This window comes from Neptunicella sp., from assembly GCF_048268085.1.
GTDB lineage: Bacteria > Pseudomonadota > Gammaproteobacteria > Enterobacterales > Alteromonadaceae > Neptunicella.
The window spans coordinates 39483-55576 of the sequence record NZ_JBLWWF010000018.1; the positions used below are offsets into that span (position 1 = coordinate 39483).

At 42.6% G+C, this 16094-nt stretch carries 17 protein-coding genes; 5 read left to right on the forward strand and 12 right to left on the reverse strand.

Features of this window, described 5'->3' with window-relative positions:
* Positions 1 to 96 precede the first annotated feature (96 nt).
* Positions 97 to 558: a DUF962 domain-containing protein gene (locus tag ACTD55_RS14450; RefSeq protein WP_438865043.1), complete on the reverse strand. Its 462-nt coding sequence runs from the start codon at positions 556 to 558 to the stop codon at positions 97 to 99.
* Between the two features lie 80 nt (positions 559 to 638).
* Entirely contained in the window at positions 639 to 1322 is a 684-nt protein-coding gene (locus tag ACTD55_RS14455) for a flagellar brake domain-containing protein (protein ID WP_438865044.1), read from the reverse strand.
* A 194-nt stretch (positions 1323 to 1516) separates the two neighbouring features.
* Between ACTD55_RS14455 and ACTD55_RS14460 the strand changes: the two genes are divergently transcribed.
* Positions 1517 to 3313 (forward strand): M61 family metallopeptidase, encoded by a 1797-nt coding sequence (locus ACTD55_RS14460; protein ID WP_438865045.1) that lies wholly within the window; start codon positions 1517 to 1519, stop codon positions 3311 to 3313.
* Between the two features lie 82 nt (positions 3314 to 3395).
* Here the strand turns inward: ACTD55_RS14460 and feoB are convergent, their stop codons facing one another.
* The 7 genes from feoB to yejK all read right to left on the reverse strand — a co-directional run bounded on the left by feoB (position 3396) and on the right by yejK (position 9857).
* Complete coding sequence (feoB, locus tag ACTD55_RS14465; RefSeq protein ID WP_438865046.1) at positions 3396 to 5210, reverse strand: ferrous iron transporter B; 1815 nt, start codon at positions 5208 to 5210, stop codon at positions 3396 to 3398.
* A 56-nt stretch (positions 5211 to 5266) separates the two neighbouring features.
* Positions 5267 to 5500 (reverse strand): FeoA family protein, encoded by a 234-nt coding sequence (locus ACTD55_RS14470; RefSeq protein ID WP_438865047.1) that lies wholly within the window; start codon positions 5498 to 5500, stop codon positions 5267 to 5269.
* A gap of 160 nt (positions 5501 to 5660) precedes the next feature.
* Entirely contained in the window at positions 5661 to 6512 is an 852-nt protein-coding gene (locus ACTD55_RS14475) for an AraC family transcriptional regulator (protein ID WP_438865048.1), read from the reverse strand.
* Positions 6513 to 6636: 124 nt separating this feature from the next.
* Positions 6637 to 7089, reverse strand: a complete 453-nt coding sequence (locus tag ACTD55_RS14480; protein WP_438865049.1) for a GNAT family N-acetyltransferase — start codon at positions 7087 to 7089, stop codon at positions 6637 to 6639.
* Positions 7090 to 7172: 83 nt separating this feature from the next.
* Positions 7173 to 7967 (reverse strand): M23 family metallopeptidase, encoded by a 795-nt coding sequence (locus ACTD55_RS14485; RefSeq protein ID WP_438865050.1) that lies wholly within the window; start codon positions 7965 to 7967, stop codon positions 7173 to 7175.
* The gene (locus ACTD55_RS14490; RefSeq protein WP_438865051.1) at positions 7960 to 8835 is read right to left on the reverse strand and encodes a 6-pyruvoyl trahydropterin synthase family protein; all 876 of its coding nucleotides are present in this window, start codon (positions 8833 to 8835) and stop codon (positions 7960 to 7962) included. Before ACTD55_RS14490 ends, ACTD55_RS14485 begins: the two co-directional genes overlap by 8 nt.
* A gap of 20 nt (positions 8836 to 8855) precedes the next feature.
* The gene (gene yejK / locus ACTD55_RS14495) at positions 8856 to 9857 is read right to left on the reverse strand and encodes a nucleoid-associated protein YejK (protein ID WP_438865052.1); all 1002 of its coding nucleotides are present in this window, start codon (positions 9855 to 9857) and stop codon (positions 8856 to 8858) included.
* Between the two features lie 130 nt (positions 9858 to 9987).
* Here yejK and ACTD55_RS14500 point away from each other — a divergent pair, with 130 nt between their 5' ends.
* The 3 genes from ACTD55_RS14500 to ACTD55_RS14510 all read left to right on the forward strand — a co-directional run bounded on the left by ACTD55_RS14500 (position 9988) and on the right by ACTD55_RS14510 (position 12430).
* Positions 9988 to 10209: a DUF1414 domain-containing protein gene (locus ACTD55_RS14500; RefSeq protein WP_438865053.1), complete on the forward strand. Its 222-nt coding sequence runs from the start codon at positions 9988 to 9990 to the stop codon at positions 10207 to 10209.
* A gap of 25 nt (positions 10210 to 10234) precedes the next feature.
* Positions 10235 to 11755, forward strand: coding sequence for a DUF3413 domain-containing protein (locus ACTD55_RS14505; protein WP_438865054.1), 1521 nt, complete (start codon positions 10235 to 10237; stop codon positions 11753 to 11755).
* A 303-nt stretch (positions 11756 to 12058) separates the two neighbouring features.
* Positions 12059 to 12430 (forward strand): hypothetical protein, encoded by a 372-nt coding sequence (locus ACTD55_RS14510; RefSeq protein ID WP_438865055.1) that lies wholly within the window; start codon positions 12059 to 12061, stop codon positions 12428 to 12430.
* A 67-nt stretch (positions 12431 to 12497) separates the two neighbouring features.
* On the opposite strand, the gene ACTD55_RS14515 is transcribed toward ACTD55_RS14510, so the two are convergent.
* Positions 12498 to 13139: a rhomboid family intramembrane serine protease gene (locus ACTD55_RS14515; RefSeq protein ID WP_438865056.1), complete on the reverse strand. Its 642-nt coding sequence runs from the start codon at positions 13137 to 13139 to the stop codon at positions 12498 to 12500.
* A 178-nt stretch (positions 13140 to 13317) separates the two neighbouring features.
* Here ACTD55_RS14515 and ACTD55_RS14520 point away from each other — a divergent pair, with 178 nt between their 5' ends.
* Positions 13318 to 14280 carry a glutathione S-transferase family protein gene (locus ACTD55_RS14520; RefSeq protein ID WP_438865057.1) on the forward strand — a complete coding sequence of 321 codons (963 nt, stop codon included), beginning with the start codon at positions 13318 to 13320 and terminating at the stop codon, positions 14278 to 14280.
* Positions 14281 to 14328: 48 nt separating this feature from the next.
* Here ACTD55_RS14520 and ruvB read toward each other — a convergent pair whose 3' ends face one another.
* A complete protein-coding gene (ruvB, locus tag ACTD55_RS14525) occupies positions 14329 to 15342 on the reverse strand; it encodes a Holliday junction branch migration DNA helicase RuvB (protein ID WP_438865058.1) in 1014 nt (337 codons plus the stop codon).
* Entirely contained in the window at positions 15343 to 15963 is a 621-nt protein-coding gene (ruvA, locus tag ACTD55_RS14530; protein WP_438865059.1) for a Holliday junction branch migration protein RuvA, read from the reverse strand. It abuts the gene before it with no gap.
* Positions 15964 to 16094 lie beyond the last annotated feature (131 nt).

The following is a 16094-nucleotide window of genomic DNA, read 5'->3' on the forward strand; positions in this document are numbered from 1 at the left end:
CGCTCGTTTATGCAGAATAACTACACCACACTCATTCTGCCTTGTATAAATACGCTACAAACTGCGGCAAAAACACACACCCAAAATCAACAGCTCCTAATAAGAGATATTCATTTTTTTAAGTAGTGGCGCCACAACCCATACTGGTCCCACTAGTAAAAATTGCAGATCCTTGAAAAAGGATGGCTTTTTACCTTCAATTTTGTGGCCGATAAATTGAAAAATCCACATCACTACAAACAACGCCAGACTAAATTGCCAAATAGAGATCCCTTGACGTTCGAGTATTTTAATCCCGAAAAAAACCAGAATAGACATTACTGTCATTGCTGCTCCCACCGGACCTGACAATTTAAAGTAATAAAACAATACGGGAATGATGGCCACATGGGCAAAGGTAACATCAAATTTGACCATGATCTCAGGCACCGGAATAGCATAAAGCAAACCAAATGTGACAAAGTAAATTGCTGGAACAGCAATATTGTGGATCATTTTATTGGTGGGATTCTGATGACTCTCTGAATACTCACCCATTAACCTATCTATATTACGCATTTTATTCTCCCGATTGGTCTATCGACCTATTGTTGTTTTATAACGGCATATCAACTTTGCAGACTTCGGTTAAGGTTGAATTATAGTGCAATAATTAACTCGCTAAGCACCTCAGATACCTTATCTGCTGTTTGTTCAAACTTAATCCCATAAAAATAATTCAATCCATCAGTACGGCTGTTCATAATAGTTGCCTTAATCGTATAGGGTTCCTTTTTAGTACTTTCGATATGGATAAATACATCTTTATTTTCTAGCTTTTGCTCATTACTGGCCTGTTTTTTTATCGCTAATCGACAGCCCGTATGAGAAATATCCACGATAATCCCTTCACGCAAATAGTGGTCATTATTTTCATCGAACAATTTAGCCGGAATACTGGTATTAGCCCGCTTGGTCGAGCGTAAACCATGTAATTGAATCGCCTGTGGAAACGAAATAAATATCATATGCACCGGCTTGGTCAGAACAAAAATGACCTTACTTTGAAAAGCAACAATCTCACCGGTATCTTCTTCCAAGATATAGCGAACGACCAGCTCCGAATCAGCAAAAATGACATCCCGCAAGTTGCCCCACTTGGTTTCATCGGGAAACTTAATCATTAGCGCTCTGCCCCCATCCCGTCCAATAAACTCGGAACGGATCCGTTTGGTGGTGGTCGCGGTTTTTATTTGTAAATCAACCGACATTCCCGGATGCATTGCATGTAATTTTTTAACATCTTCAATGGTTAAACGCTGTGTTTGTTTCAGGATTGCCATTTGATACTGTTGCCACCTAGATTTTGTTTAAATTGCACAATGTTGTTAATTAGTAACGAATTTTGTTACAGATTAAAGCCCAAATCAAAGCAAAAATTACCTCATTCGATAATTTATAAGCATAAACCCACGATAGGATTAATGTATTATAAACTATCTGATAAATCAGCGTTTTTTGTAGGAAATAAAGCGATATGACACAAAAATCTGCCCCTATTCACTATGTTATCGATCATGAATCGATGCATGAGCATATTTTCAGTCTCAAACTCATTATTGAATCCCCTAATCCACAAGGACAATTACTCACCTTACCAGCCTGGATCCCGGGCAGTTACATGATAAGGGACTTCGCCAAGCACATCGTGTCACTGCGTGCAGAAGATCAGCATGGGCATTCCGTAAGCGTCCATAAAACAGACAAACAAAGTTGGCAATTCAGTCCTTGTGACGGGCCTGTCACCATTTACTATCGGGTTTATGCATTCGACTATTCTGTGCGTGGCAGTTATTTGGATCAAGAATTGGCATTTTTTAACGGTACTAGTGTGTTTTTGGCGGTCGATGGTCAAACTGACCAACCGGTCACGCTACAAATCAAAGGTTCCAATCAAAGTGCATGCGAGCATTGGCGTGTCGCCACTTCATTGCATGCATCCAGTAATACTGGCCTTTATGAATATGGCGAATATCAGGCTGACAACTATCAGGAACTTATCGATCATCCCGTGCTAATTGCTGATTTTGATTTGATTAGTTTCAACGTCAATAGTGTCGATTTTGATATGGTGTTTGTTGGAGCTCAAGCTCTCGACAAACAGCGAATTGAACAAGATCTAAGCCGGATATGCGCGCATCATTTAGATTTGTTTGGCAATGATTTACCTATTCATCGTTATGTCTTCATGACCCTGGTGTGTGATGCCGGTTTTGGTGGCTTAGAACATCGAGCCTCAACTGCTTTAATCTGTGGTCGCAATGATTTACCCGCTTTCGCAAGCAGTAGCGAAATAACCGATGGTTATCGGACCTTTTTAAGTCTGTGTAGTCATGAATTTTTTCATACCTGGCTGGTTAAACGAATTCGACCTGCGGAACATATCGATCCCCAGTTATGCGCTGAAGCCTATACCCGACAACTTTGGATCTATGAGGGCTTTACCTCGTTTTACGATGATATGACCTTACCTCGCAGTCAGGTTATTGACCAAACCAGTTATCTGGAGTTGCTGGGACAACTGCTCACTCGAATTCATCGCAATTCGGGACGTCAACTACAAACGGTGACCGAATCAAGTTTCGATGCATGGACCCGCTTTTATCAGCAGGATGAAAATGCTAATAACGCCATTGTAAGTTATTACGCCAAAGGCGCATTGATTGCCATTTGTCTGGATTTGTTGATCCGCCAACAAACCCAACAGCGACAAAGCTTAAATCACGTTATACAACGTTTATGGCGTCAATATGGTTTAACCGGAATAGGTACCAAAGAAGATGTAATTGAGAAGATCACTGCTGAAATGGGTATTGATTGCCAACATTTCCTGCAACAGGCACTCTACAGCACCGAAGAACTGCCGATTGAGTCCCTACTTGCTAACCAAGGTTTAAAGGTCTGCTATCAGCCGCGCAATAATATGCAGGATAAAGGCGGTAAAAAACACACTAGCGCAATAAAATATCAGTTTGGTGCTAACTATTGCATTGATGGGAATAACCTAAAGATCACCAGCGTGAATCATCACAGTCCAGCCAGCCAGGCAGGTTTAGCTAAGGGAGACATATTGATTGCACTGAATGGTTGGCAAATTACGACTGACAATCTGCAATCCCTGCTCGATCAGCAAACTGGCACACAAGCAGAATTACTGGTGTTTCGCCGAGGAAAGTTACTGCAGCTTAGCTTACCTATTGCAGACGCACAGCGGGATAGTATCTACCTAGAGATTATCGACCAATCACTGTTCGATAAATGGACCAGTATATAACCCCCATCAGCATAAATAACTGACGACTCAACAATAAATAAGCCGCTAAAAAGCGGCTTATTGCTGTATAGATTTTGCGTTGTTAACCAATCAAATTAGCCGCAATCAACGCGATACAGTAGGCGAGCAATCCGTACGCAACAAAGAGTCCCCAGGCAATCCGACTCTTACCGGTTTCGGCCTTTAACACGGCCACAGTGGCAACACATTGCAATGCCACCACATAAAACAGTAACAAGCCAATTCCTGCGCCAAGGGTTAAACCATCGGCTTGTATATTTGCCGCCAGACCACCAATATTTTCATCAGCCCCATCAATACCAAACATGGTACCTAATGCGCCGACAAAAACTTCACGAGCCAGAAATGACATTAAAATCGCCACGCCATAGCGCCAGTCAAGCCCCAAAGGTTCAAATACGGGTTCAATCACATGACCTATCTGTCCTAGCCACGAGTCTTGCAAACCACCATGTTGTGGAAAATACCCCAACACCCAAATGCCTAATGAGACAAAGAAAATTACCGGCGCGGCTCGACGTATAAATTGCTTACCACTGTTGAGTACCCGATGAAACAATGGTTTCCAGTGCGGTAAACGATAGGTGGGTAACTCTAAAATAAATGGCATATCGGAATCATCGTCATGTGGCATTGCATATTTGAGCACTAAACTAACGATCAACGCCATCACAATACCAAATAGATATAACCCAAAAAACGCGACGCCTTGTAAATTAAATAGCCCCAAAACATAACTGTCTTCCGGGATCAATACGGCCACTAATAACGCATATACCGGCAATCGGGCCGAGCAGGACATCAGTGGTATGGTCATCATGGTAATCAGACGTTTTCGTGGTGATTCAATGGTTCTGGCCGCCATAATGGCCGGAATGGCACAAGCATGACCAGATAAATACGGAATAAAACTGCGTCCCGATAAACCAAAATAACTTAAGGGTTTATGACAAATCAGTGCCGCACGAGCCAAATACCCACTGTCTTCTAACAAACCGATAATCAATGTCAGTACCATAATTTGCGGCACAAACACCAAAAATGAGCCCACTCCACCAAAAATTGCATCGGATAGGAAATCAGTGACCATCCCCTCACCTGTGAAACTAGTCACCCACAATGCCAACTCAGCGACAACGTACTCCACTCCATCCATTAACGGTGTTGCCCACGTAAAAATACTCTGGAACAAGAAAAACATGATGGCTAAAAATGCCACGCCACCTAATACATTATTTAATAAAAAATTATCGATACGATTTTGTTTTTTCAATACCATATCAACATTAATGCCATGCTCGCTGCTGATTTCACGGGCTCTGGCGAGTAACTTGTCTTTGTTAACTCCGTCGTTTTGCACCAAATATTGCTCTGGTTCTGCCGCAATTTTGGGTAGCGCTTTTTGGAACTCAGCCAAGCCCGTTAGCGATTTGGCTGATAGGGCAAAAACCGGACTACCCAATTCTTGCGACAAACGCTGGGTATCAATATTCAAACCAAACCGATGTACTTCATCAATCATATTGAGAACAAACACCACCGATTTATTGTGCTGCTTTGCCAGTAACTGCACTTGCAGGGCAAACACCAAACTGCGTTCCAGACGAGTCGCATCAAGCACACAAACAACGACCGCAGTTTGATCATCATGCACCGCTTCATTCAATTTACTGATAGCGATTTCTTCGTCTTTAGATAACGTGTGCAACGAGTAGGTACCAGGAAAGTCAACAACCTGAAATTGATCGAACTGGCCGGTTTTTAACTCAACGGTGACACCGGGGAAATTGGCTACTTTCTGACGTAATCCGGTAAGCTGATTAAATAACAGACTTTTACCACAGTTGGGCTTGCCAACTAAAATTATTCGCTTCATTCAACTACCTAAGATTTAGAACAACAGGGCGGGCAACTAGCGATATGCAAAGAGGACTAACTTGCCTGACTTAAACTGATTTGATTAGCGACATCGCGTTCAAGAGAATAAACACAGTCACCTAACTGAACCACTAAAGGGCCTTGCATGGGAGAACGACGGATACAAAATATGGGTTGACCGGGATTAAAACCCATTTCACTTAACCGACCAGCAACCGCAGGGCTTAAGGTCGAACTAATAGCATCAATCAGGGCATTATGTTTAGCTTTAATATCCCACAACGTCATGAATCTTCCCCAATACTTAAATGATAATAATTATTATTAACCATTTTCATCTTGGGAACAATAGCCAGATGCATAAAAGCCGGTAAAAATCAGCCTAAAAATGGCTATTTTAGGCTGATTGACGAGGCCACTAGCATATTCGATGAATACCTGTCGTCATTTATGATTTTACCGGTAAATATATATCGGTAATCAACTCACTGGGTGGCACTTCTGGATATAAATTGACCCGCTCAACAAAGCAGGGAAACTCTCCCGGCTCCTCGTTGCTGTTTGGTAACCACTGGGCATACAAATAACGGATGGAATTGTCCAATAAGTCCCATGATCCTGTATGACGTAAATAAGCACAACGAGTGGCAGGAATCACTTTAGCCTTAACCTGTTGAGGATTAGGTTGAATAGCGATGTCCGTCGCTGCTCCAATATCCATTCGATAGTCTGCTGGTAAGACTGAGGCTGGATCATGATAAAAAATATTGTACGTTCTGGTTTTATCCGGTCCCTGCTTGTTGGCTTTACGCCACTGAATAAACTGCTGAATAGACTGATAAACCTTCTCAACAGGTCCTTTATGTTCATAAACTGCAAGACGGGTTTGTGGGAAATTAATAATTTCGACTGACATGGGTTGGCCCTCCTTCAAAAATTCAAATGAGATTGTTTGCTGCCAAGGCTGCCATACCGGTGATTTTCTGAATTCAGAGGGAGTTTGACAGCAGGCCTTTTTAAACGCCCGTGAAAACGATCCGGCGTCTTCAAAACCTGCTTTAACCGCAATATCAATCACTTTATCCTGTCGATAAACCAATTGATAAGCCGCTCTTTTAAGGCGTAAATGTTGAATAAATCGATTAACGGTGATCCCGGTCAATTCAGAAAACTGCCGATGAAAATGATAGCGAGAAAAATGCGCCTGCTGACTTAATCGTTGTAACGACAGCGGTTCATCTAAATGTTGTTCAATATAATCACAAACCCTAATGAATCGGGCTATGTAAGGGTGTGGCATGGCGTCCTCAGCGTCAGTTCCAACATAGGAACCCCGCCATTATGTTGAATTTATGATTCAGATACTTAGCCCAAATTGCTTTTTGAGTTGATTTAGCACCGCACACATTATTTACAGTGGATGGTTATAATAAAAACTTTAATTTCTTGCCGGTTAATTTAAAGCCATTTTGTTGATAAAAAGCATAGGTTCGTAACCACTTTTCTTCTGCGGGAGCCGTCACATCCAAGCGTTTCCACCCTTTCATTCTGGCGAATTCTTTTATATGTCCCAAAATGGTTCTACCTGCACCTTGAGAGCGAAATTTAGGCTCCACCCACACTTCATTAATAATTCCATAGCGTCCATCTGCAAAAAACGAAAAAGATTCAGCCAGGGTAAAAAAGCCCACCACTTCATCACCTTCCATTAGTTTGTAAACCCAATGACGCAAATCACCACTCCATTGCTCAAACATATGCGCAAAAGCAGCTTCGTCAGGCACCCTGTCCGGGCCGGACAGTTCAGTAAATAACTTGGTTATATAATCGGTGATTTCGTCTTTTGATTGTTCAGGCTTAAGTTGGATTAACTGCATTATTCAGGCTCCAGCATGTTTATATAAACGCCAGCATAAAGTGCCAGATACGCTTATACAACCAAGCGCACTAAAAAAGACATTTATTGCGCTGGCACTAACAAGGCAGGATCAAGGCGGACATTAAACCAGTTAATACGCCAGTCTAAATGCGGGCCAGTAGCACGACCTGTTTGCCCGACTTCCGCTACCAGTTCACCTTGTTTAACCGTCTGCCCTACTTTTACATGAGCGGCGCTAAGGTGTAAAAATGCCGAACTGATACCATGGCCATGATCGATCAACATAGTACCGCCAGAATAATACATATCCGGCTGCCAGAATGTCACCACACCATCGGCAGGTGCCACCACCGGTGAACCAGTTTTAGCCGCCACATCCACACCATAATGAGGCGTTTTAGGTTTACCGTTAAGAATACGCTGACTGCCATAAAAGCCACTGATTCGTCCTTTCGCTGGCCAGATAAAAGGTTGGGTAAAATCAATCCGATCATCATCGATGCGTCGTGCTTTAGCAATGCGCCGTCCTTCTGCACGGATCCGTTCCAACACGTCAGGATCAGGCGTCACCATTTTCGGCGGCAGGCCTTTAATCCGTTCTATTTTGTACTCACGTTTAGTTAAAGTGAGTGTTTTATGCTGTTTTGTTTGCCCGGGCTGCGCCCACTCCAATTGATGGGTAAGCTTTGCCTCACGGCTAAAACCAAACACGAAATCCCCTTGCGGAGAAACCTTTAACGCATCGCCATCCAACCAAACTGACGTGTCTGCCACCGTTTTACCAACAATCATACTGCCTTGGGTCATTTCGCCACGCAATTCCATTGCTGCAAGATTAAAACCAACCAATAACAATAAAATCAGCAATTTATGCATGCGCAATTGCTCCTTTGCCAACTCCTTCAAAGGCCAATACTTTAAAATTATGCTGCCCTGCCAGCTTTTTCTGCTCATCAGCCATAAATTGCGCCAAACATTCAACCGTCGAATCGGTCGTGACCAAATCGCACTCGTTTTTAGGCATAATTAACTCAAAACGGCCTTGTGACGACTCATAGGCAAAACAATAGTGTTGAGCCAATGACACTTCAGGTAATTGTAATAACAAGGTCTCAGACGGCACGATATCTTCATCAGTGCCAATATAAATATCTTGCCAACGGTCGGCCCAATATTGTTGCCACTGCTCGCTTTGTTCATCATCTTGATACACCAGCACCTTGGAACGATGACCATGGGCAATACGTTGGCAATTTCCATCATGCTTTTTTAAGCCATGGGTATAATGGTAATAAGCGCTCGTAATGACCTCGGTACGCAGGGTCAATTCCAAACCTGCCACATTTTCAGGTAAATGAGTGGCAATAATATCTTTCAGATATTGGCTTACCGATGCCATATTGACCTCAGCACTATAAACAAAGGCATAGGCTTCAGCCGGGCAGTTTAAATGGATAGATTGATCGTCGGGTCGATTAAAATCCACCTGGACCATATCTGTGATTTCATTACGTTGAATCTGGGTATAGGCATGTTCGGCCGGGATCAGTAATTTGTGATCAACGTATTCATCAATTAAGGCTTTAAGGCGTTTTTTAACCTTGGAAAAATCCAGTACCATGCTCTCTTCATTCAGATCGCCATCGAGGATTACATCGACAATCCAGCTTTCCCCAACCATTCCCCGCTCTGGACACAGATAAGAGAAATCCATTACGGTCAGATCATTTACAAACAATTGCATGAGTAGTCACGCTCTCCAAATTAAGACGATTTTAATAATTGATCTTTTAAGTTAGGCGGTATGCCTTTGATCAATAAGGTATCACTATGCGGATCATATTGTACCCGCTCACCCAATAATTTGCGCTCAAAACTAATGGTTAATCCACCGCCAGCACCACTAAATTTATTGAGGCTTTTAATTACTGCGGGATCAGCCTGAAAGGTTTCTTCAATAACCTGTTCACCTGCCCGGGCAAAATCAACAAAACTGGCGCTGCCCTGCGGCAACTTTTCCGCCAGCTCGCTAATATTAACATCTTCACCCTGTTCTATTTTTTCTTTGTAATAGCTGACCATCTGTTGACGGCCCTGATGTTTTTCTTCTGGTGCGAGTTGTTCAGATTGAAAATACTCATCCACTACATTCACTAACTGCTTATTTTGTTGTTTAACATCGACGAGTTCCTCACAGCCCAAAAAGGCTAAAAAGAAATCCGATACTTTGCGCCCTGCCATGCCCTTGATGAAGCTGACATAACGATTAGCATCAGGGTTAATTCGACGCTCGGTTAAATCAATTCTGGTCGCCAGTTGCATTTTGGCCAAATCTAGATGGTCACTGTAATTCAGCTCCAGACTACGATCGATCTCCACATGCTGCTTGGTATTGAGTAAACCAATAAAAATATAATCAGTGGCTAAAAATTGATATTGGCAAAAGACTAAAAATCCAGTCTCAATTTTACCAAACTCAAGTAGTGTTTTTTTCAGCATCTCGGTGGTGGCCAAACTGAACTGGTAAAAGCTGTGTTGATCTTCACCTAACGCTTGCAATAACGAGGTAAAATTACCCTCTTCGGCAGGAGCTAATCCCCCCACACCTTTGCCCGGCTTACCGGCATAAACATGATTGAGTTGTTCTGCTAAGGTTTCGATTTGAGGGGTAACCTCGAAACACTGACTACGGGGAACCATGACCAGTTCTTGTGCTTCATTAATCGCTAACTGATGTACCACAAAATGATGAATGATCGCGCTCATAGGGCGAATTTACCTCTTAGATTTATACAGCCCAGTTTCCGCAACTGCACTCATGCAGTGCAGTTAATATGGAGCTGGCTGAAATTAATTGCTACTATGTCGCATATTATATGAATGAGACACTTTCCTCATGCCACAACAGTCTAAATATTCCGATCAGCAATTCGAATTACTCACCAATGACATAATTGAAGCACTGGAAAAACATCAGGCCAGTCGCGATTTATCCATTATGGTATTGGGCAATATCATCACCAATATATTTCACCATCAGGTAAAACCCGCTGACCGTGTGCAAATGGCCGAGCAGTTTACCCAAGTTTTATTAAAAAGTGTTAACTCCAGTCATTAAAAACATAAAGAATTAGACAAACACTATGATATTAACAGAAACACCACGACGACAGCGTGTAACCAAACTGGTTGGATGGGGTCATTGGTTTGCATTTTTCAATATTTTTATCGCAATCATTATCGCGTCCATTTATATCTTTAATTCACGCCTGCCCGATACCGCTTTTGGCGCTTTGTATTTATTAACTAACTGGTTTGGACACATCAGCTTCCTGACGTTTATCGGTTTTGTGATTTTAATCCTGCCACTGTGTTATCTCGTGCCCAATGTCAAAGTGGTTAAAACCACTGCCTCGGTCATAGCCGCAGTGGGTTTGGCATTATTGGCTTTTGATGCCTTGCTATACAACAAATACGGTTTACATGTGAGTTTTAATTCGGCTGAGTTATTACGTTACGAAACCAACAACGTCATCGCGAATTTTAACTGGCAGCAATGGGGATTTTTAATCCTGTTATTTGTGGTTTGGTTGTCTTTTCAACTTATTTTAGCCAATGCCTTATGGCAACGGATTGACCGATTTCGAGTAAAGAAAATTGGCCAACCGGCGGCGGTGTTCTTTATTGCCTGTTTTGTCTGTAGTCATGCCAGTCATATATGGGCAGATGCCCATTTATATCAACCTATAGTGCAACAGGATGACATGTTTCCGCTGTCTTATCCCGCGACTGCCAAGACATTAATGGCCAAGTACAACATGTTGGACCGGGAAAGCTATCAACAGCGTAAAGAATTACAATTAGATCGCCGGATTCAACAAGTTAATTATCCGACCTCTCCGATGTATTGCGCTATCAATCAACAAACCAATATCAACCTGCTAGTGGTTAGTCATGGTGATATTGATCCGATGGCCAAACAACATAATTTAACCCAGTTACACGACTACTACGATATGTCATCCAATGCCATATCTGGCCAGTTCAACATTATTTATGGCCTACCGGAACTGTATCAAAATGCGATGCATGATATTCCGCCGGTGCTCCTCGATTTACCCAGTAAGTTGGGATTGTCGACTTATGTGTACGCGCCTGGATTTAAATTTGGTAATAGCAGCTGGGAAGCGTTTGCATCCCGTTTCATCGACATAGTTCCTCATCTGGCGATCGGTTTTGTTAGTCCGGAACAGGCTAAACAGCTATTAAATCAATTCGATTACACTCAGGGACAATTACTCATCACCCAGTTACAGAGCAATTCCGCTGTGTCCACTTTTTCGAATATTAATAATTTGCAATCGGCCGTGGTTAGCGGTCATCAAGATTTGGCCCCCACGTTACTGAATCTGATGGGATGCAGTACTGATTCTGATGTGTACAGTACTGGCCAGAATTTACTAAAACCACGACGGGAATGGCTAGTCACCAGTTTAGGTGACAAAATCATTATGCTGAACCAATCCCATCGGATTGAAGTGGACAGCAACGGCAACCATAAAACCTATGATCGCTTAACCGGTGAAGAAATATCAACTGAACTCAATACCAGTATGTTGAGTCAGGGCATCAAACACTTAAGCCGTTTTATCGCTAAAAATTAAACGCCTCTGCGGGATAGCGATAATAGCTGTCCCGCACGGCTCTCCCCTCTCATTTATGGTCTAATTGTTTCAAAGGACTAACCGGCATTCCGGTTCACCATCCATTCCCCTCCTTCTCCCCCTAATAACCATCAACAAGAAAACCAAAAAACACATTTAATCTTTATTTATCAATATTTTATATTAAATATTTCAATTACATGTTGTGTTACATTTACGCATAAACAATTACAGCTTTTTTCAGCGCTCCTATCGACACTAACCTCAGGCATTGAGCCTTTTCAATTAAATGAGGATAGAAATATGTTGAATTTAAAAACCAGTTTTATTATCGCTGCAGTTAGCCTTCCACTTTTGGCGAATGCCGCGACGACTTATGTTGCAGCAGATAATTCCAGAGAATCAAAGTTGTGTGTTAGTGCGGCTATGGATAGTCGGATTGGATTTTATATTACCTACAAAAAGTCAGGTAAGGGACTGCACTATATTGCCAATAGTATTACCTGTAATAATTTACTAATCGGTGATTTTGCTAACCAAGCAGGCAACACCCTTAATGCCAATCACCTTGCCAAATTTCAGCGAGTTAAAGGTCATGCACTAATCAAAGACTATGCGTTGACAGACAAGCAAAATGATAGTGAAGATAAAATTGTGCTGGTACATGGCGGCTAAAATGTGCAAATTCACAACCGAATATCACCCGATGGCTGATATTCGGTCGTGACCAAAAAGAATTGGGTTAATCGGTTTTATTTTGCCACTCATCACCGATAATCGGATCGTCGTCGTCTTTACCTTCCCAAGTGTATTTTTTCTCAACCGGTTTGGGATCGCGACGCCCGAATATTAATGCACACAACGACCCCGTTACCGCGCCAAAGAAATGATACTCAAAGGATATATGCGCTTCTCGCGGGAATATCGTCATCGTCATACTGCCGTATAATAAAAATACGATCATCATAATGGCGACTGAACGTTTATCACGACGTAAGATACTGGCTACCAATAAAAAGAAAAAAATCCCGTGCGACAAGCCACTGGCACCAATATGTGTCGCTTCACGGGCAAAACACCATACCCCCAGCCCTGAACCAAGCCATACAATCCCCAACACCCACCAGCGTGACTTCGGGTATCCATATAACAAGAGTGTGCCTAATATTAACGTCGGCAAGGTATTACTGAAAATATGATTAATAGAGCCGTGAATTAACGGTGCCGCGACAATACCGATTAATCCTTGCACATGCAGTGGCAATACACCAAATACTGACAAATCCCAATCAAAAAATATCTCTCCCAGTTTTACCCACCACAATAGACAGACAAATAATAAGGACAACAGGAAGCTGTTTTTAAATCTATTATCGGACGCCATTTTTCAACTCAATTGTTGCTAATAGCAACTAGATTGGGGCTGTTCAATAAATTAAAACCGTTAATTATGCCTATTTTCATTGCAAACTTTCTATTCACTAGCATTAAATTCATGTGTATTTACAGCTATATTAGTATTTATCGACAACATTCAACAATGGAGAAAAACGGAGACATTAATGAGCAAGGTTAATTCAAGCTGGAAAAGTAGTATCGACAATGGTGAATACCACCGCAAAGATTCGCAATTCAGGAGCTGGATTACAGCTGATGGTGACTCCGGCTTCAAGGCGGAACCAGACAGGTATCACCTGTATGTTTCATTAGCGTGTCCCTGGGCACATCGAGCGCTGGTATTTCGTTGGTTAAAAGGGTTACAAGATTTGATTGCGGTCAGTGTGGTTCATCCTGATATGCATGAGAAAGGATGGCGTTTTAAGCATACTGCCAAATCCAGCCGGTTATATGCGACCACCGGTGATACTCTATACGGGAGTGAATATTTATCGGATTTATACTATCAATTTTCGCCGGACTATCAGGGAAATATCACTGTACCGCTGCTGTGGGACCACAAGCAACATGTCATCGTCAACAACGAATCTGCCGATATCATCCGCATGTTCAATTCTGCCTTTGATCATATTACCGGTAACCAGCTAGACTTTTATCCATCTGATTTACAGTCACATATCGACGAAATTAATAATCTGGTATACCACAACGTTAACAATGGCGTATACAAAACCGGTTTCGCCACCACACAAGACGCCTATGATGAAAATGCCAATAAACTGTTTTCGGTATTGCAACAACTAGACAGTATTCTGGCCAACCAGCGTTATTTGACCGGGCCACGAATTACCGAAGCGGACTGGCGATTGTGGACAACATTAGTCAGATTTGACGCGGTATATCACACTCATTTCAAGTGCAATTTAAAACTGCTGAAGGACTTTGAACATCTTTATTACTTTATGCTGGACCTATACCAACAACCCGGCATTGCCCAGACGGTCAATATGAACCATATCAAACGTCATTATTACACCAGTCATGAATCCATTAACCCCAATAAAATCATTCCACTGGGACATCAGCAAAACTGGAATGAAGCGCACCAACGGGAGAAAATTGGCTAACGGGTTAACATCGGGGGCGGATAATAATCAATAGGACCGGCCTCCGACTTATTCCGTCACTGGGCTATAATCAAAACCGAAATGCAAAAACGCCCGTTGTGACGCAATCCGACCTCGGGGAGTGCGCTGTAAAAAGCCCTGCTGAATCAAATAAGGCTCAATAACATCTTCAATCGTATCTTTTTCTTCACCAATAGCGGCAGCGAGATTATCCAGCCCCACTGGACCACCATGAAACTTTTCAATAATACAATTAAGCAGTTTACGATCCATATAATCAAATCCTTCGCTGTCTACATCGAGCATATCCAGCGCACTGGCCGCCACTTTGTCGTCAATCACACCATTGGACTTAATCTGAGCAAAATCCCGCACCCGACGCAATAATCGGTTGGCAATACGAGGAGTCCCCCGCGAGCGGCGAGCAATTTCAATCGCACCTTCATTGCCCAATTGTTGATCCAGATAACTGGCCGAACGCAAAATAATTTGGGTTAAGTCTTTAATATTGTAAAACTCAAGCCGTTGCACAATACCAAAACGATCACGCAATGGTGAGGTCAATGACCCTGCCCGCGTTGTCGCCCCCACCAGCGTAAAAGGCGGTAATTCCAGCTTAATCGAACGAGCAGCAGGCCCCTCGCCAATCATAATATCCAACTGATAATCTTCCATTGCCGGATAGAGTATTTCTTCCACTACCGGGCTTAACCGATGTATTTCATCGATAAATAACACATCGTTTTCTTCCAGATTAGTCAGTAGAGCCGCCAAATCACCGGCTTTTTCTAACACCGGGCCCGATGTGGTTTTAATATTCACGCCCATCTCATTAGCGACAATATAGGCCAACGTGGTTTTACCCAGTCCCGGTGGGCCAAAGATCAGCAGGTGATCGAGAGGATCCTTGCGTTGCCGTGCTGCCTCGATAAAAATTTCCATTTGAGCACAAACATGATCCTGTCCGGTATAATCGGCCAGTAGCTTGGGTCGAATGGCGCGATCCAGTGCTTCGTCTTCTTTATCCGCTTTGGGCTGAATCAATCTATCTGCTTCTATCATTTACGCCATCGCTCTTAACGCTTCACGGATCAATTGTTCGCTACTCATGTCATCCTGATAAACTGCTTTTATCACCTGCATCGCCTGAGCATTTTTATAGCCAAGAGCCAGTAAGGCACTTAGAGCCTCTTGTTTACTATCATTCAATTGTACGAAGGTAGATTCTGTATTTGACTGGCCAGCAGGCAAAGCAACATTTTCAGAGGCTGTCAGGGCAATATTTTTAAGTCGATCGCGCATTTCAACCACTAACCGTTCGGCGGTTTTTTTACCCACCCCCGGTAATTTAACCAAACTGGACACATCATCGAAGTTAACGCACTGAATAAATTGCTCGACGGACATCCCCGACATAATGGTCAACGCCATTTTAGGCCCAACCCCATTCGCTTTGATAAGCTCTCGAAACAAGGAACGCTCCGACTGATTCACAAAACCAAACAGTAATTGTGCATCTTCACGGACCACAAAATGAGTGTAAACAATGGCTTCTTGTCCCACCTCAGGCAATTGATAAAAGCTGGTCATGGGAATTTGAATATCGTATCCCACTCCACCGGCTTCAATTAATACATCGGGGGCTTGTTTTTCGATTAGAGTACCGCGAATTCGGCCTATCACATGACATCCTTTATGCTTTCTATTGAACTAACCTGGATGAAAATTCCCCGTTAGTAACAACGATATTAGAACATAGACTACTGTATAAAAACACATTGTCAATATACAAATAATAGACGCAAGCAGATTAA